The sequence below is a fragment of the Salinirubrum litoreum genome, from assembly GCF_020567425.1.
GTDB classification, from domain to species: domain Archaea; phylum Halobacteriota; class Halobacteria; order Halobacteriales; family Haloferacaceae; genus Salinirubrum; species Salinirubrum litoreum.
Map to the genome: position 1 here is coordinate 838,810 of NZ_JAJCVJ010000002.1, position 16,300 is coordinate 855,109.

The 16,300-nt window shown below is 67.9% G+C and carries 22 protein-coding genes and 1 tRNA gene; 15 read left to right on the top strand and 8 right to left on the bottom strand.

Translation table 11 applies throughout. The features are described 5' to 3' along the window. Positions 1-30: 30 nt before the first annotated feature. Positions 31-1,296, top strand: coding sequence for a DNA repair protein NreA (gene nreA, locus LI337_RS12765; RefSeq protein ID WP_227230224.1), 1,266 nt, complete (start codon positions 31-33; stop codon positions 1,294-1,296). A gap of 57 nt (positions 1,297-1,353) precedes the next feature. Next, positions 1,354-1,575, top strand: a complete 222-nt coding sequence (locus tag LI337_RS20105) for a hypothetical protein (RefSeq protein WP_227230225.1) — start codon at positions 1,354-1,356, stop codon at positions 1,573-1,575. A gap of 48 nt (positions 1,576-1,623) precedes the next feature. Here LI337_RS20105 and LI337_RS12775 read toward each other — a convergent pair whose 3' ends face one another. The 3 genes from LI337_RS12775 to LI337_RS12785 form a co-directional block, all read right to left on the bottom strand. Further along, a complete protein-coding gene (locus LI337_RS12775; RefSeq protein WP_227230226.1) occupies positions 1,624-2,073 on the bottom strand; it encodes a DUF302 domain-containing protein in 450 nt (149 codons plus the stop codon). A gap of 123 nt (positions 2,074-2,196) precedes the next feature. Further along, positions 2,197-2,469 carry a DUF6199 family natural product biosynthesis protein gene (locus LI337_RS12780; RefSeq protein ID WP_227230227.1) on the bottom strand — a complete coding sequence of 91 codons (273 nt, stop codon included), beginning with the start codon at positions 2,467-2,469 and terminating at the stop codon, positions 2,197-2,199. 69 nt (positions 2,470-2,538) lie between these two features. Further along, positions 2,539-3,441, bottom strand: coding sequence for a diacylglycerol/lipid kinase family protein (locus LI337_RS12785; RefSeq protein WP_227230228.1), 903 nt, complete (start codon positions 3,439-3,441; stop codon positions 2,539-2,541). 126 nt (positions 3,442-3,567) lie between these two features. Between LI337_RS12785 and LI337_RS12790 the strand changes: the two genes are divergently transcribed. The 4 genes from LI337_RS12790 to LI337_RS12805 all read left to right on the top strand — a co-directional run bounded on the left by LI337_RS12790 (position 3,568) and on the right by LI337_RS12805 (position 6,068). Next, positions 3,568-3,966 carry a DUF7577 domain-containing protein gene (locus LI337_RS12790; protein WP_227230229.1) on the top strand — a complete coding sequence of 133 codons (399 nt, stop codon included), beginning with the start codon at positions 3,568-3,570 and terminating at the stop codon, positions 3,964-3,966. A gap of 64 nt (positions 3,967-4,030) precedes the next feature. Further along, positions 4,031-4,780, top strand: a complete 750-nt coding sequence (locus tag LI337_RS12795; protein ID WP_227230230.1) for an Nmad3 family putative nucleotide modification protein — start codon at positions 4,031-4,033, stop codon at positions 4,778-4,780. A gap of 39 nt (positions 4,781-4,819) precedes the next feature. Then, complete coding sequence (locus tag LI337_RS12800; RefSeq protein WP_227230231.1) at positions 4,820-5,434, top strand: hypothetical protein; 615 nt, start codon at positions 4,820-4,822, stop codon at positions 5,432-5,434. Between the two features lie 130 nt (positions 5,435-5,564). Next, positions 5,565-6,068 carry a hypothetical protein gene (locus LI337_RS12805; protein ID WP_227230232.1) on the top strand — a complete coding sequence of 168 codons (504 nt, stop codon included), beginning with the start codon at positions 5,565-5,567 and terminating at the stop codon, positions 6,066-6,068. Between the two features lie 147 nt (positions 6,069-6,215). Here LI337_RS12805 and LI337_RS12810 read toward each other — a convergent pair. Continuing rightward, positions 6,216-6,286: transfer RNA gene (locus tag LI337_RS12810), tRNA-Gly, on the bottom strand. Between the two features lie 152 nt (positions 6,287-6,438). On the opposite strand from LI337_RS12810, the gene LI337_RS12815 reads away from it, so the two are divergent. Next, the gene (locus LI337_RS12815) at positions 6,439-7,293 is read left to right on the top strand and encodes an NAD+ synthase (protein WP_227230233.1); all 855 of its coding nucleotides are present in this window, start codon (positions 6,439-6,441) and stop codon (positions 7,291-7,293) included. 36 nt (positions 7,294-7,329) lie between these two features. On the opposite strand, the gene LI337_RS12820 is transcribed toward LI337_RS12815, so the two are convergent. Beyond that, positions 7,330-8,826, bottom strand: coding sequence for an Hvo_1808 family surface protein (locus tag LI337_RS12820; RefSeq protein ID WP_227230234.1), 1,497 nt, complete (start codon positions 8,824-8,826; stop codon positions 7,330-7,332). Positions 8,827-8,934: 108 nt separating this feature from the next. Here LI337_RS12820 and LI337_RS12825 point away from each other — a divergent pair, with 108 nt between their 5' ends. From LI337_RS12825 to hisG, 4 genes are all read left to right on the top strand, one after another. Then, a complete protein-coding gene (locus tag LI337_RS12825) occupies positions 8,935-9,504 on the top strand; it encodes a cysteine hydrolase family protein (RefSeq protein WP_227230235.1) in 570 nt (189 codons plus the stop codon). After that, on the top strand, positions 9,501-9,656 hold the full coding sequence (locus LI337_RS12830; protein WP_227230236.1) for a hypothetical protein: 156 nt from the start codon (positions 9,501-9,503) through the stop codon (positions 9,654-9,656). The genes LI337_RS12825 and LI337_RS12830 overlap by 4 nt, the downstream gene beginning before the upstream one ends. A 142-nt stretch (positions 9,657-9,798) precedes the next feature. Then, entirely contained in the window at positions 9,799-10,254 is a 456-nt protein-coding gene (locus LI337_RS12835; protein ID WP_227230899.1) for a DUF7384 family protein, read from the top strand. A gap of 79 nt (positions 10,255-10,333) precedes the next feature. Continuing rightward, complete coding sequence (gene hisG / locus LI337_RS12840) at positions 10,334-11,179, top strand: ATP phosphoribosyltransferase (protein ID WP_227230237.1); 846 nt, start codon at positions 10,334-10,336, stop codon at positions 11,177-11,179. 56 nt (positions 11,180-11,235) lie between these two features. On the opposite strand, the gene LI337_RS12845 is transcribed toward hisG, so the two are convergent. The 3 genes from LI337_RS12845 to LI337_RS12855 form a co-directional block, all read right to left on the bottom strand. Beyond that, complete coding sequence (locus LI337_RS12845) at positions 11,236-12,387, bottom strand: CPBP family intramembrane glutamic endopeptidase (RefSeq protein WP_227230238.1); 1,152 nt, start codon at positions 12,385-12,387, stop codon at positions 11,236-11,238. A 70-nt stretch (positions 12,388-12,457) separates the two neighbouring features. Further along, positions 12,458-12,832, bottom strand: a complete 375-nt coding sequence (locus tag LI337_RS12850; RefSeq protein ID WP_227230239.1) for a DUF7473 family protein — start codon at positions 12,830-12,832, stop codon at positions 12,458-12,460. 39 nt (positions 12,833-12,871) lie between these two features. After that, positions 12,872-13,432 carry a TATA-box-binding protein gene (locus LI337_RS12855; RefSeq protein ID WP_227230240.1) on the bottom strand — a complete coding sequence of 187 codons (561 nt, stop codon included), beginning with the start codon at positions 13,430-13,432 and terminating at the stop codon, positions 12,872-12,874. Positions 13,433-13,627: 195 nt separating this feature from the next. Between LI337_RS12855 and LI337_RS12860 the strand changes: the two genes are divergently transcribed. From LI337_RS12860 to LI337_RS12875, 4 genes are all read left to right on the top strand, one after another. Beyond that, positions 13,628-14,671 (top strand): THUMP domain-containing protein, encoded by a 1,044-nt coding sequence (locus tag LI337_RS12860; protein WP_227230241.1) that lies wholly within the window; start codon positions 13,628-13,630, stop codon positions 14,669-14,671. A gap of 531 nt (positions 14,672-15,202) precedes the next feature. Next, complete coding sequence (locus tag LI337_RS12865) at positions 15,203-15,589, top strand: DUF7971 family protein (protein WP_227230242.1); 387 nt, start codon at positions 15,203-15,205, stop codon at positions 15,587-15,589. 69 nt (positions 15,590-15,658) lie between these two features. Continuing rightward, the gene (locus LI337_RS12870; protein ID WP_227230243.1) at positions 15,659-15,937 is read left to right on the top strand and encodes a ubiquitin-like small modifier protein 1; all 279 of its coding nucleotides are present in this window, start codon (positions 15,659-15,661) and stop codon (positions 15,935-15,937) included. Next, complete coding sequence (locus LI337_RS12875; protein ID WP_227230244.1) at positions 15,937-16,299, top strand: MoaD-like domain-containing protein; 363 nt, start codon at positions 15,937-15,939, stop codon at positions 16,297-16,299. The genes LI337_RS12870 and LI337_RS12875 overlap by 1 nt, the downstream gene beginning before the upstream one ends. The last annotated feature ends 1 nt before the right edge of the window (position 16,300 follow it).

The following is a 16,300-nucleotide window of genomic DNA, read 5'->3' on the forward strand; positions in this document are numbered from 1 at the left end:
TCAAGCCCGTCGGGCACCGTCTCTCGACAGATGCGGCTCGACGACTACATCGACATCGAGACGGACGAGCGCGCCGAGCGCCGCCGCCTCGCCGCGGAGAAATCCTACGAGGTGCTGGACTACCTCGACGACTTCGAGCGGCGTTTCTCCGAGCGCGTGTCGGGCGACGCGCTGGTCGGGAGCGTCTCGCCGTCGATCTTCGTCGGGCGGTCGAACTACCCGAACGTCTCGACGGGCATCCTCTCGCCGGTCGGCCACGAGGACGACGCCGCCAGCTTCGAGACGAGTGCCGAGTGGTACGACGCGGGACTCGCTATCGAGGACGTGTTCCAGCGTCGGACCTCCCTGCTCAACTCGAACCGGTCGGTCGGCGACGTGCAGGTCCACGACGCGTGGGACGGCTTTCTCGGGACCCAGCGCGAGGTCGCCATCGCGGACCGCCCGGTCGGTGTCGAGATCGGACTGAACGGGACGCCCGACCTCGACTTCGGCGTGGACGACGTGGCGACCCCGACCGGTCCCCGGGCCAGCGCCCGCTCTGCGGCCCTGACGGAGAACCCGCACGTTCCACAGCCGGTCAAGAAGACGCTGGAGGACGACGACTGGAACGCACAGGGGGCGATGACCTACCTCTACCGGCGGGACTTCGACGTGTACGAGATCAACACGATCCTCTCTGCGGGCGCACTCGGCCAGTCGGACCAGCGCCGACTCGTCCCGACGCGCTGGTCGATCACCGCCGTCGACGACACGGTCGGACAGTATCTCCGAGGGACGATCCGGGACGCCCCGAGTGTCGACTCCGTGCAGGTGTGGCACAACACCTACCTCGGGAACGCCTTCTGGGTGATCCTCGCGCCCGGCCAGTGGGAGTTCGAGTTGGTCGAACTGAAAGCACCGGGGAGCATCTGGAACCCGGCCCCCGAGCAGGGTGTCGCGGTCTCGTCGGACTACGAGGGGTACGAGGGCCGGACGGGCTACGTCGAGGAGACGGCCGGGGCGTACTACGCCGCCCGACTCGCCGCGCTCGAACACCTCTCCGAGATCGGTCGGCAGGCGAAGGTACTCGTCCTGCGGCACGTCTCCGACGACTACTGGGGCCCGGTCGGCGTCTGGCAGATTCGGGAGAACGTCCGCAACGCGACGACGGGCGACCACGGCGAGGCGGAGACGTTTCGGGAGGCCGTGACCGGCGTGACCGAGCAGTTGCCGGTCTCGCTGGGCCGACTCCGCCGGAAGTCGGAGATGGTCGCCGGCCTGCAGGCGAACCTGACGGACTTTCTCGGCGGCGACTGATCGGCCACCGGGCGATGGGGCAGAAGGACTTTTGCTCGGTCGCGTCGAGTCACCGATATGATCGTCCTCCAACCCGTCCCGCTGTTTCCTGGGTTGCCCGGCGGCGTCGAACTGCTGATCGTCCTCCTGATTCAACTGCTGATCTTCGGCGTGCTGGTGGCACTCGCCGCAGTCGGCGCGGCGAAACTCCTCAAACGAGGCGGGAGCGACGACGCGGCCGAGCGCATTGCCGAGTTAGAACAGAAGGTCGAACGATTGGAGCAGGAACGGGAGAACTGAGTCGCAGGCGGTCGGACGCGTGCTGGTGATTCGGGGGCGTCCAGCGTCTCAGACGGAGTCGAGGTTGCCGTAGGCCTCCTCGACGAGGACGCCCGTGTCTGCGATGATGTCGGCCATCGTCTCGTCGTCGGGAGCCATTCCGGCCAATCGCGCGATCCGCATGATGGAGACGTGGTAGACGGTCTGGACGCCCGGTTCCTCCTGCCAGATCACGACGTTACAGGGGAACAGTCCGCCGATCCGGTTGTCGCTGGCGTCGAGTGCCCGGTCGGCCATCGTGGGATTGCACGCACCCAACACGTAGTAGGGGTCCCGGTCGGCACCGATCTTCTCGTTGAGCATCTCCGAGGGCGAGAACTCGGTGGCGACGCCGAACCCGGCGTCGGTGAACGCCTCTCGGACGTGTTCGACTGCCTCTTCGTGGTCCATGTGGAGCGTCGCGCGCTTCTCGCCGATGTCTGCCGGGTCGAGTTCCGTGGGGTCGATTGGGAGCACCATGCACGACTGGTTGGGGCGGCGGCGTCGAAAAGGTGCCGACTTGCTGGTCGCCCGGAGACGGTGGACGGGACTCGCGAGGAGAGTCGGGACCCCCGTCGGTCGTGCTCGGTATCGGGGCGGCGCTCAGTCGTCGTCGGTGCTCGGGGTCGGGTCGTCTGCCGGTGGTTCGTCGCGGTCTTCGAGCAGGAGTCCGGCGAGTCCCATCGCGACCATCCCGAGTCCGACCGCGCGCGTCTGTCGGACGTACCACGGCCTGGCTTCGAGGTCGTCGGCCCCCTCGAAGTGCAGTCCGAGCAGTCGTTTCGTGACCGCGACCCCCGCCTTCGGGGCGACCGCACTGAGTAGTCCTTGGAGGGCGACACTCGCGTAGCCGAATCGGCGCAGTTTCTGCAACATCCGTGATCACGGACCGTTAGAACTCCACGGGCAAGAACGGTCGGCCGCGATGTTGCGGTCGCCGACTACTCACTCGGGGTCCGGAACGTACGCCGATCCGACGCGCAGGTCCAGCGAGTTCGGTTCGGCAAAGAGGAGGAGTTCTTCGTGGGTCGTCACCTCGCCGTCGCGACTGAAGGTGATCGGCCCGTCGTCGCTCGCGATCCGGAGTTCGCTCGTCCGGAAGTGTTCCACGCCGTCCGTCTGCTGGCCGAGCAGTCGGTGTGCGACCCCTTCGGCGACGAGGTTCTGGGGCGGCATCTCCTCGACGACCGCCACGTCGAACAGACCGTCCTCCATGTTCGCCTGGCCGCCCTTCTCGACGAACTTCCGGGCGTTCCCGATCAGGACACACAGCGCCTCGCCGGACCACGCCTCGGTCACGCCGTCCTGGCGGTCTTCCAGCGTGACGGTCAGCCCGTCGAACTGGAGCGCCTCCTGTGCCCCGGTCAACAGGAAGGCGAGCGTGCCGAACCGCTCCTTGAGGTCGCCGCCGGTGGAGACGCTGGCGTCGGCGGGCAGGCCGGCGATACAGGAGACGACGAAGGGCTGTTCGTCGGCCATCCCGATGTCCACCCGGCGCACGTCGCCGGTGTCGGCGACCTCGATGCCGTGTTCGATGTCGCGGATGCCGACGTTCTCGGCCAGCAGGTTGGCGGTGCCGGCCGGGATCACGCTGAGTGTCACGTCCGCCACGTGCTCGGCGGCCGCGAGTCCTCGCAGTGCCTCGTTGATCGTACCGTCGCCGCCACAGACCGCCAGTTCGGAGACCTCGTCGAAACCGGCCTCCATCGCGAGACGGACCGCGTCCTCCGGCCCACTGGTCTCGAGGACCTCGAAACCGCGCGCGTCCAGCAGTCGCGTGACCCACTGGGCGTGGTCACCCGTCCCGCTGACGGGGTTCAGGATACAGCGACGGGAGCCGACGTTCATGCGAACGTCGTTCGCCCCCGAGGGGCTTAGTTCGGCCGGACGCGGACGCCGAGGGTCCGGCCGGCCACCACGTGCCACGAGTACTGCACCGACACGCCAAAGTGTCTTGACAACATACCACACACTATGGATCTCTGGGGATGGCTCGCCGTCTACGTGGTCGGCCTGACCCTGCTCCAGTTCCTACTCTACCGGTTCGTCCGGGACGGCGAGGGCGGCGTCGGGAGCGACTACCTCGACGACGGCACCGCCGAGAGCGACCACGGGAGCAGACAGCGAGTCCGATCCGGCCAGCGCGGCCGGTCCGGCGCTCCGTCGGGCGACCCGCCACGCGACCAGCGCGGTCGACACGAACGCCCACGCGACGACCGGGCCGACCCACCTGCCGGCCCGCGATTCGAGTCCCGACGACCGCAGCCCGTCGAGACGACAGACGGGGGGCGCATCTGCCCGCACTGCGGGACCGAGAACCACGACCCGGAGGGCACCTACCGCTACTGTGAGCACTGCGTCCAGCCGATGTGAGCCGTCGCCCTCCTCGGCCGACGTGAGGTGAGTCTCTTTTCACGGCTGGCGGCGTAGTCCGACCGTGCGAGCCATCGCCATCAACGTCGCCGCGAACACCAACCTGCCGGGGTTCCGGGGGCCGATCTACCCCGACGGCTCCTTCGAGTACGTGCCGATCCCCGAACGCGAACCGACCGGCGAGCAGGTGCCGACCTACGCCGACCTGGACCTCCGACTGCCGATCCCCGACGACGTGGCCGACACGCCGGTCCACCTCGACCCGGAGTTCGCCGGGTACGCCGACTGCGACCGCTACACCTACGGCGACGAACACGGGGTCAAGGCCGGGCCGCTCTCAGACCTCGACGCGGGCGACTACCTGTTCTTCTACGCCACGCTCTCGACGCACGACTGGCCCGATGGAGCGGAATCGACAGACGACACCGGACCGGCCGACGACCGACTCGACTGGATCGCGCCCGACTGGGGGGCGTACCTGATCGGTCACTTCCGGGTCCGACGCGCGATCACCGGCGAGCAGTACCACGATCTCCCGGCCGGCGAGCAGTCTGTCTTCGCCTCGAACGCGCACGTCCGGCGGGCCGACTTCGACGCGAAGGTGCTCGTCGAGGGAGACGACGGCTCCCGCCTGTACGACTGCGCCGTCCCGCTGTCGTCGCCCGACGCGGGCGCGACCGCGAACCGCCTCGTGACCGATCTGTCGAACGACTCCGGGAAGGGACCGTGGTGGCGACGCCGGTTCTGGTACGACGGCGAGGCGACCCGTGAAATTCTCGATCTGTCGGATTCCGGGGCGGAAAATCGGACGTAGCACAGCTTTAAGCCGTCAGCGAACCAATATACTTCGATCATGGCGAGTACGACTTCCAGCGACAGGTACACCCGGATCGAGCGACGCACGATCGCCGGACAGGAGGCGAGAGTCGGCACCGATCCCGAGGAGATCAGAGTCGAGTGGCGACCGGGCCGGGCGGTCTACCACCGGGTCCGCGTGGGCGACCTGATCAAAGACGCCGACAGCGACGTCTCCTCGCCCCGTATCGACGAGTGGCGCGTGACCGAGATCACCGCAGACCGCGTCGTGGGCGAGGACACGAAGACGGGCGAGGCCCGCGAGTGGGACCGCGAGGTACTGGAGCGCGGCCTCGTGATCGGCAACTACGCGACGAACCTCAGCGACTTCGAACTCGTCACCGCCTACCCGGTCGGCAGTTGGGCCGACTACGGGACCGACGAGGGCGACGAGTACGCCTACCACGGCCGGCCGTACCTCACCGTCGTCGCGTACGGCGACAACGGCCAGAAGTACGGTCGCCGGTACCGCTTCGTCGAGGACGGCAACGACACCGACCTCGAACTGTGGGAGGAGGACATGAAGACCGAACGTATCGGCGACGAGATGCGGGCCAGACTGGACGAGGTGGTCAAGGCGGCGCTGACCAGCGACGGCTACCGACTGGTGTGAGCGTCGCGGTCACGGTCGCGGTCGCGGTCGCGCCCATCGGCGGTCTGCCGACCGCGATCGACCTCGCCGCGAGCAGACGATGACGCGCGTCTGACGCACACTTATCGCGGTTCCGACATCAGAGAGTCGTATGCACCGGGAACCCACGGATTCGGACGTGTCACGCCGACAGATGATCGGCGGGGCGGCGGCGGTCGGCGTCGGCCTGCTGGCCGGCTGTCTCGGCGACGACGGTGAGGGCGGAAACCAACTGGACGGCGGTGACAGTGTCGGTGGCTCCGACTCCCGACTCGCGTACGTCCGGGTGGCCAACTGGGACGCCGTGAGCCACACGTTTCACGTTCTCGTCGAACGAGACGGCGACATCGTCCACTGGTCGTCACACGAGTTGGACGGGAAGGGCAGTGAGATTCCGACCGAGACGGTCGACACCTCGTGGGCCGACCAGGCTGGAAGCTTCGTCATCAGCGTCCGCGTCGACGACAGCGAGGAGTGGAAGACCTTCGACGTGGCCGGTCGGGACGGCGACTGTTACGGTGTCGAGGCGCGGGTGACCGACGACGGCGGGCAGGGACTGTGGTACGAGGAGAACCCGGACTCCTGTACCGCCGAGGAGATGACGAGCGACGGCTGAGCCGCCTCTGACGGAGTGGCGTCGATAGCCTGCGCCCTCCGGGAATTGAACCGAAGTGAGACGTGCTCGCCCCCGCCGGTCGCTGTGCGCGACTCACAGGGTCCAGTTCTTCGGGGCATCCTGCGAGGAACGAACGTGACGAGCGGATGCGCCGTCCGGGAATTGAACCCGGGCTATTAGCTTGGGAAGCTAATGTCCTACCACTGGACCAACGGCGCTTGCGTCAGATTCGTACACCGTCGCCGCACTTCAAGATAGCGTTTCGACCAGCGACCGGCGGCGGCGATCCGATCGAACGAGGACTGCCCATACGTCCACTCTCGGCCCGCGAGAGGAGGCTATTAGTCCCGTGAACACCTACAGAGCAGTGATGAGTACCGACGTCGGCGTGGTCTCCGAGGAGGCCCCGCTGGACCTCCGACTCTCGGAGGACGAACTCGAAGCGCACCGTGAACACATCGTCTCGTTTCTCACCGACCTGGTCGAGTCTGCCGGCGCAGACGGCGCGGTCATCGGCCTCTCGGGCGGCATCGACAGCACGCTGACCGCCCACCTCGCCGTGGAGGCACTCGGGCCGGAGCGCGTCCACGGACTGGTGATGCCCAGCGACGTGAACACCGAGGGGAACATGACCGACGCCGAGCGCGTCGCCGAGCTGCTCGACGTCTCCTACGACGTCATCGACATCAACCCCATCGTGGACGCGTTCGTCGACGCGTTCCCGGCCGAGGACACCGAGACGCGACTCGACGGCGACCTGCAGATGGCGGCGGGCAACGTCCGCGTCCGGACGCGAGGCGTCCTCAACTACTTCCTCGCCAACGCCCAGAACCGCATCGTCCTCGGCACCGGCAACCGGAGCGAGGCGCTCGCGGGCTACTACACGAAGTACGGCGACCAGGCGGTCGACTGCAACCCCATCGGGAACCTCTACAAACAGCAGGTCCGCCAGTTGGCCGCGCACGTCGGCGTCCCCGAGGATCTGGTGACGAAGACGCCCTCCGCCGAGATGTGGCTGGGCCAGACCGACGAGGAGGAGATGGGCCTGACCTACGACACGCTGGACGCGATTCTCGCGGTCCACGTCGACGGGCCGCTGTCGAAGTCCGCCACGATCCGTGAACTCGGCGTCACCGGGGCACAGGTCGACCGCGTCGTCGAACTCTACGAACGCAGTGAACACAAGCGCCACATGCCGCCCGCGCCGGCCGAACTCGACGTCTGAGTCGACCGCCCCGGGACGCATCCTTGTCGCCCGCGATCAGTTCGGCGACCGCACCGAATCGAGGTCCTCGACACGCGGCGCGTTCGTGATTAGCACGGTGTCGCCGTCCTGGACGACGCGGAAGGCGTCCGCGAAGCCGTTGGGGTCGTCTTCGGGGATGCGGTAGACCGTCCCCGGTCCGTCGGCGTCGACGGCACTCGCGTTCCGGTACTCCAGTAACTGCTCGTAGCCGTCGAGGAACTCACTCGCCTCGCTCTCGTCCTCCCACGTCAGCTTCCAGACGTAGCCGGTCTCGCCCGCGTCGTTCTGATAGATGGCCATCCGGTCGCCCGTCAGGCCGTCGCTGTACCGGTTCGCGTAGTTCAGCGGGTCGAACTCCGAGACGCCGCCGCTCTCGTTGCGGTTGAGCCACTGCTGAGGTGAGACGATGGCGGTGCCGGGTCGGGTGTACAGCGGGTAGACCAGCATCGCCGAGACGCCCGCCTCGCCGAGTTCGGCGTAGGCGACTCTGCCCTCGGGGCGGAGACGGTCCCACGAGTCACTCGTCCGGTCGGAGAGCGTCAGTTGCCGGGGTTCGTCGTCCGGGTAGCGGTCGGGGTGGATCACCTGCTCGGTGCTCTGGGGCGGGTTCTCGTACACTGCGTTCACCGCGTCCCAGCCGCCCTCCTCGCGGAGACCCTGCACGAACGCCGGGCCGTCGCTGTACGGCTGGTACTTCACGAGGTACGGCCCGATGTTGGCGAGGCCGCCGCCGCCACCGCCGCCGCGCGTGTCGGTCAGACAGTCCCACTCGGCCGCACACTGCTGGCCGTAGAGGTAGTCGACGTAGTTGCCGTCACCCTCGACGATGCCGTCGACCGCGTTGTGCTTCTCGCGGGTAGACTGGTTGAACTTCGCGAGGTCGAACTTCTGGTCCTGCAGGGCGTGGAACAGCTCCTGTGAGAGCGTGATCTCGGAGAGGCGCGGGGAGTCGGGGCTGTCGGAGACCACGACGATCCGCTCCTCGCTCGGCGAGTAGTAGCCCCCGACCGACGTGCCCGTGTTGGTGTTCTGGGTCTCGATGGAGTCGGTGGACTCGTTGATCATGAACAGGGCTTCGAACTTCACGTTGTCGAACAGCCGTCTGTTCTCGGGGGTCGTGCTGTTCGACTGCTGGGCGCGGAACTCCTCGCGGGGGACGATCTCGACCGGGACCGACTGCTCGAACTCCAGCCCACGGACGTACTCGACGCGGGCCATCGACCGGTTGACGACCTTCGCCAGTTCCTCGTCGTTCAGCCCGTCGTCCTGTTCCACGTCGATGGACTCGTTGTACCAGTAGCCGCCCTCCCAGCCGAGGGTGTCGGACTCGGGGTCCGAGAAGTCGGGGGGCGGACTCGTCACGCCCTCGCTCCCGTTCGTCGGGGTCGGGGCCGGCGTGTCGGCGTCGTCACCGCCACCGACGAGGGGGTCGTCGGAGTCGGTGGGGACGACGCCGGCACAGCCAGAGAGGACGACGAGTGCGGCGACCAGTAGCACGGCGACAGTTCGCATACTCGGGCATGGGACCGCGTGAACAAAAACGGTGGCACTGCGGGACTCACCGGGCGGGACGCTCGCCCCCGACCGACCGTTTTTGCCGACCGCGACCGAACGGCCGGTATGTACGATCCCGACAGCACCGCGGTCGTCGTCGTGGACATGCAGCACGGCTTCTGCCACCCGGACGGGAGTCTCTACGCCCCGGCCAGCGAGCGTGCCATCCAGCCGGTGAATCAGCTCGTCTCGCGGGCCAGAGACGCCGGCGCGTCGTTCGTCTACACCCGCGACGTCCACCCGCCCGAGCAGTTCGAGGACGCCCACTACTACGACGAGTTCGAGCGCTGGGGCGAACACGTCCTCGAAGACTCGTGGGAGGCGGAACTCCACGCGGACCTCGACGTGCGCGACGAGGACCACGTCGTCACCAAGCACACCTACGACGCCTTCTACCGGACCGATCTGGAGGGGTATCTCGACACGCACGGGATCGACGACCTCCTGCTCTGCGGCACGCTCGCAAACGTCTGTGTCCTGCACACCGCCGGAAGCGCCGGTCTGCGCGACTACCGGCCCGTGCTCGTGGAAGACGCACTCGGGTACATCGAGGAGGACCACAGGGAGTACGCGGTCGACCACGCCGACTGGTTGTTCGGCGAGGTGACGACCCGCGAGGAGGTGGAGTTCGCGTGAGTCGAGACGGGGAATCGAAGGAGGCGAACGCGGGCGAGGTGAACTCGGACGACACACCGCCGACGTGGGCCGACCTGTTCGCTCGCGGCGGAGCGGTCGGGGCGAGTGAGACCGAGATCCGCGAGACCCTCCGGAGTCGCCGCGATGCGTGACCTGTCGCCCTCGCCGGTCGGCACCGCCGACCGGCGACCAGTGGATCACAGCGAGGGTGACCACCAGCGAACACGCGCCGACGCACCCCCGCAGGGGTCGGCGAGGGCCGACGGCGGTCGGCCCGAGCCGAGTCCAGCACGAATCGTGGCGGACGCCGACGTGCTGGCCTGCGACCTGTTGGTCGACGGCGACGCCCGGCGTGCGTTGGATCACGTCCGGTCGCACTCGTGGGTGACACTCGTCGCCAGCGACCACCTGCTGGACGAGGCCGAGGCGGTGATCCGCGATCTGGCGAGCGAGACCGACCCCGACCTCGCCGCCGACTGGCGGGCGAAGATCGAGACCCTGCGCGAACCGGTCGATCACCCCGCCGGCGACCACCCGGCGCTGGCGTCGGCGTACGCCGGCGGGGCGATGCACCTCCTGTCGTTCGACGAGGGGCTGGGGAGTGCCGGCGCGGGGATGGCCCTGCGGAAACACGTCCCGGTCAGCGTCCGGCCGCCGGACGCCTTCGCGGCCCTGTTCTCCGCCGAGAGCCTCTACCCCGAGGTCGTCGGTGGGGAGTATCCCGGGCCGGACCGCGACCCTCGGGCGTAGGCGGTCGGCGGTCACGACTCGGCCGACGATCCCGACCGACCGCCGAAAGACAGTTCTCCCGTGGGTGTGACTCTCGGGTATGCGAATCGCGGTACCCAACAAGGGTCGGCTCCACGACCCGTCGGTCGATCTGCTCGAACGCGCCGGCCTGCACATCGAGAACGGCGCGGACCGGAAGCTGTACGCCGACACCGTCGACCCGGACGTGACGGTGCTGTTCGTCCGGGCGGGCGACATCCCGGAGTACGTCCGGGACGGCGCGGCCGACGTGGGGATCACCGGCCGCGACCAGGTGGCGGAGTCGGGCGGCGGCCTCACGGAACTGCTCGACCTCGACTACGGGAAGTGCCGACTCGTCCTCGCTGCGCCCGAGGACGGCGACATCGCCAACCCGGCGGACGTCTCGGGCAAGAAGATCGCCACCGAGTTCCCGGAGATCACCCGGAACTACCTCGACGAGCAGGGGATCGACGCCGAGATCGTGGAGGTAACGGGCGCGACGGAGTTGACACCACACGTCGAGATGGCCGACGCCATCGTGGACATCACCTCCACCGGGACGACGCTGAAGGTCAACAGACTGGGGATCGTCGACGAGGTGCTCCAGTCGTCGGTGCGCCTGTACGCCCGCCCGGACGTGACCGACGACCCGAAGGTGACGCAGGTCGAGACGGCCTTCGAGTCGGTGCTGTCCGCCGAGGGCAAACGGTACCTGATGATGAACGCGCCCGAGTCGCGTCTCGACGACGTCCAGGACGTGATCCCCGGCATGGGCGGCCCGACCGTGATGGACGTGGCCGGCGAGGACACCGTGGCGGTCCACGCGGTGGTGGACGAGCGTGCGGTGTTCGAGACCATCACCGACCTGAAGGCCGTCGGTGCGAGCGACATCCTCGTGACCGAGATCGAGCGACTGGTCGACTGAGTGCGCGTGTCGGCCGAGTCGCTCGCCGAGCACGGTGCGACCGGCTGAATCAGTGGTCAGGTGTCGTCCGGCCGGCGATCGTCGGCGACCTCGGTTGTCGGTGCCGCCGTGTCGTCGCTCGCCACCGATCCCGCTGCCCCCGACTCGTCGGACTCCACCGACTCCAGTGGTTCCGTCTCGTCGCTCGTCTCCACCGCCTCCTCACTCTCCTCGTCGTGCCACCGCAACGCCGGCGTCCACACCGCCGAATCCAGTCGTACCTCGCCGGTCCGCCAGCGCACCCACCACACGGTCAGGAGACTGCCGACGACCATCGCCGACATCCCGATCAGGCCCGCCTCCGGGCCGAACTGCCCGCCGGTCACCAGTTCCGGCCCGGCCTGCTCGACTTCGATCACCGACACGCCGAGTCCCAACCCACTCACCGGGAAGCCGAAGACGCTCCCCTGGAACAGGTTCCACGTGAAGTGCAGGCCGATCGGAATCGCCAACTCGCCGGTCAGCAGGTAGCCCAGCGCGAGGAAGACGCCGGCCAGCGAGATGCTCGCGGTGCTGATCGCGGTCGCGTTCGGGTTCGCGGCGTGCAGAATCCCGAAGACGACAGAGGAGAGCAGAGTTGCGAAGACGACCGCAGTCCGAGGCGAGATGTTCCGGTAGCCGGCCGTCCCCTCCGCGAGATTCGTCAGGAACCAGCCCCGCAGGAGGAGTTCCTCCCGGATGGAGACCCCGACGAACAGGACGACGACGAGCAGCAGTCCGGAGGCGAAGGAGCCACTGGTGGCGACGAAGAAGCCCGTCACCGTGAGCCACCCGACCGCGAGTTCGAGTCCGAAGATGCCAGCCATCAGGCCCACACCGAGTGCCGCGCCGAAGGCACAGTCCAGCCACCAGTCGCGGTCGAGGTGGAACCCGAAGTCGCCGAACCACCGGCGGTCCACGAGGCGAGCGACGAGGTAGAGGCCGGCGACCGGAATCGCGGTCGTGACGAGAGTGCCGCCGATGCCGCCCGCGAGTTCGCTCCCGACCGTCGTCCCGAGCATCGATCCGGAGAGACCGACGAGCAGGCCGACCACGAGAAAGGCGGCGAAGCCGAAGACCACGAGGACGAGGATGCCGAGGAGGAGTCTGATCGGCGCGCGGGGCCGACGTTCGTCGGCGTTCCAGACGAAGCGGCGGAGTCCGGGCGAGTCGTCGCTGGCGGCGTCCATGTCGGTCACGAGAACGCGCGCCGGCTTGAAACACCGGGACGCTGTCCGTCTCGGCGGTCCGTCTGTGCGCTCACCCCGGCGCGCTCAGGATCAGCAGGGCGGTGCCGAACAGCACCACCGCGAGCAGGATCGAGACGACGACGTGGATCAGGAGCACGAACGCCGTCAGCCGGAGATCACGACCGTAGACGAACTTCAGGACGGTCCCGTCGGCCGCCAGTGCGACCGGGATGGTGACGAACACCGGTAGCTCGAAGGCGACGAAGACGACCGCGATGACCGCCGGGACCGGCCCGACGACGAACGCTCGGCGGATCGGCACGTCGCCGAGGACGTTTCTCGCCGCCAGATGCGCCGTGAGAGAGAGGAACAGCGCGAGTCCGGCGACCGTGCCGGCGATCTGTGTCGGCGTCGCAGACTGGAGGACGACAGGTGACACGACCATGTAGAAAGAACGGAGTCGGGACGGTTGTAGGTGCCGGAGTCAGTCCAGCAGGCCGAGTTCTTCGAGTCGTGAGACGATCTTGTCCACGGCGTGTTCGGCGTCGACCGGCTTCTTCCCGCCGGTGATGACGAGTTTACCGGAGCCGAACAGCAGCGCGACGACCTCCGGTTCGTCGAGTCGGTAGACGAGACCGGGGAACTGCTCCGGTTCGTACTCGATGTTCTCCAGACCGAGGCCGATGGCGATGGCGTTGAGGTTGAGGTTTCGCCCGAGGTCGGCGGAGGTGACGATGTTCTGGACGACGATCTCCGGATCGTCGTCGACGTTGATCTTCAGTTCGCGGAGTTTGTCGAAGACGATGCGCAGGCTCTCGTGGACGTCGTCGGTCGACTTCGCGCCGGTACAGACGATCTTCCCCGACCGGAAGATGAGTGCAGCCGACTTCGGGTTCTGGGTCCGGTAGACGAGTCCGGGGAACTGCTCCGGGTCGTAGTCGGCCCCTTCCAGGTCCATGGCCACGCTCTGGAGGTCGAGTTCCTGACCGATTCCCGTGGAGGCGACGACGTTTTCGATGTTGATGGTCTCCTTGGGGTCTGTCATATACTGACTTAAGTATCGTATTTAAGGTTTATAAAGGTTGGTGCCGGGGCGCGATAGGTCGGGTTTTCGACGTGTTCACACACCCGGCGATCGCGGCGTCGTCCGGTGGTTTCACCGAGTCGGCCGGCGACGGCGGGCGTCGAGCGACGAGCGGGTTCGGTAGGCTGATACGCCGGGGCCGACACCCCACACGACGTGTACTTCCTCGAACTCGGCGGCGAGGACGACGCCTTCGCCGCGTGTGAGGCCCGGAACGCCGCCGTCGGCGTGGAGCGGGTCGCCCCCGGCGTGGCGACCGCCGGGTCGATCCAGCCTGCCCGCGTCGCGGGGTTGGCCTACACCCACCGCGTGTCGCGGCTTCTCGCCCGGACCGACGCCTCGGTCGAGAGTGCCCGCGCGGCGCTCCGGGCGGTCGATCTCGGCGTCGACCGCGAGAGGACGGTCGCAGACGCCGAGTCCACGATCGCGGTTCGCGCACGGGACGTCCACGGCGCGACGGGTGTCAGCACCCGCGAGGCGGAGCGGGAACTCGGCGCGGTCCTCGTGGATCGCGGCTTCGCGGTCGACCTGGACGATCCGGACCACGAACTCCGGGCGGTGTTCTCGGGTGACACCTGTCTCCTGGGCTGGCTCGCAGTCGAGAGCGTCCGGGACTACGGCGACCGGAAGCCGACCGACAGGCCGTTTTTCCAGCCCGGCGGGATGGCCCCACTCGACGCGCGGGCGCTGGCGAACATCGCCGGCGCAGGTCCCGAGACGCGCGTCCTCGATCCGATGTGCGGCACCGGCGGCGTGCTGATCGAGGCGGGCCTGCTGGGTGCGGACGTGGTCGGATCGGACGCCCAGTGGAAGATGGCCCGTGGGACGCAGACGAATCTCGACGCGTACCTCGGTGGAGGTGACGGGCGTCCGGACAACGACCGCGCGGTCGGCACCTACGACGTGACACGCGCGGATGCGACCGCCCTCCCCTTTCGTGACGACAGCTTCGACGCGGCAGTGTTCGACGTGCCCTACGGTCGTCAGTCGAAGGTCGCACGCCACGAGTTGCGCGATCTAGTGTCGGGCGCGCTCTCGGAGGCCCGGCGCGTCGCACCTCGGGCGGTCGTGGTCGCGGACCAGCCACTGCGGGAGGTGGCGGTGTCGGTTGGGTGGCGGGTCGAGGAACTGTTCGAGAAGCGAGTTCACGGCTCGCTGACGCGCTACAGTCACGTGTTGACGCGGGAGTCGGGTGAGTGAACGCGGTTGGCTGGGTTGTCTGTGTGAACTCGGTCGATTAGGTTGTCGGAAACTCAGTCGAATGTGATCGTGAGAAGTCGGTTGGTTCGGCTGTCGAGAACGAGAGGTGAAAGCCCTCCGAAGGTGTGACTTCTGTCGATACGGTCGTGAACGACGAGAGGTGAAAGCCCCCGCGCTCTCGACCTGCCGCGACTTGGTGCGCGCCTCAGTCGGTCGAGCCAGCAAGCTGGCTCTCCCGCCCTGCGGTGCTACCGGCGTCGGGGCAGGGTCGAGAGCGCGGCCCCTTTCAGTCCCACCCGGTGAAATCTGCGACCCATCGTGCAACACCCGGTGGACCAGTCGCTTTCAGCGCGAGTGCCTACCTGGAACCGTCGGCGTGCCTGAAGCGGCTACACGCCGCCGAAGTGAGCGAGATGAACTCGCGCCAGCCCACCCGACTGGTGAGTCTGCTGTCGGCTCTCGTGGTCGGTCCCTGTCGCAGTCGGGTTCGCTCGCCGGGACGTTTTTCACCGACCCACCGAACCGGAAGGTATGGACGAGATCAGTCTCGCCGTGCCGAAGCCGATCATCGAGTCGTTGCCGGACCCCGAGGGCGACTCGGCACAGGACATGATCCGGGCGGTCGAGGGCATCGAGAGCCGACTCAACCGCGCGGTCGCCGAGGCCGACAGCGAGAGCGAGGCGGCCGGCTTCGTCGTGGACGTGCTGGAGCGACTGGAGGACCACCTGGAGCGCTACGACGAGTTCGTCCCGGAACTCCGGGCGTGGGGCCAGTCGCCCATCTACGCCATCGCGTGGCGCAACCTCCAGGCCGACCTGATCGGCCAACTGTACGAGGTCGACTGGCTCGCGGACCACCTCGACCGCGAGCGCAACGCCCGCCTCGTCGAGGACGGCATCCGGTTCGGCAAACGGTGACGACGTAGTGGCGACCGGGTCCCCGCCCGACGCCGCACGACTTTTGCCGACACGGGACACAGACCCGGTATGCAACTCGAACTGCGCTTCTTCGCCACCTTCCGGGAGGCGGTCGGCGCGAAGACCGTCGAACGGGAGTTCCCCGACGGGAGTACGGTCGGTGACGTACTCGCCGAACTCGAAGCGCGCCACGAGGGTCTCGTCGGCGAACTCCTCGTCGACGGCGACCTCAAGCCGCAGATCAACGTCCTGAAGAACGGCCGTGAGGTCCTGCACATGGAGGGAATCGAGACCGAACTCGACGACGGCGACCGGCTGAGTGTCTTCCCGCCGGTCGCGGGTGGCTGATGTCCGGCGATCAGACGGCGGGGGCGGACGACGACCGAGACGACTGGCCCCACCCGCCGGCCGACGTGCCCGACGACTGGCTCCACCGGGACCGGGCCTTCCGGGGTATCTCGGTGCGACTCGCGGTTCACTACCTCGGGAACCTCGGCGGGGAGGTCGTCGCGGAGACGGAGAACGACGAGGGCAGACAGACGATCACGGTCGCGGGCGACGGCTGGCGGGCGAGGCTCTCGTCGGTCGAGGTCGGCGTCGGCCCGACCGTCTCGCTGACCGAAGTACGGATCGCCTTCGCGGGTGACCCGGACGGTCTGGAGGCGTTGCTCGACCGGTTCGCGCAGAAGGCGATGCGCGCCGGAGGGTAGC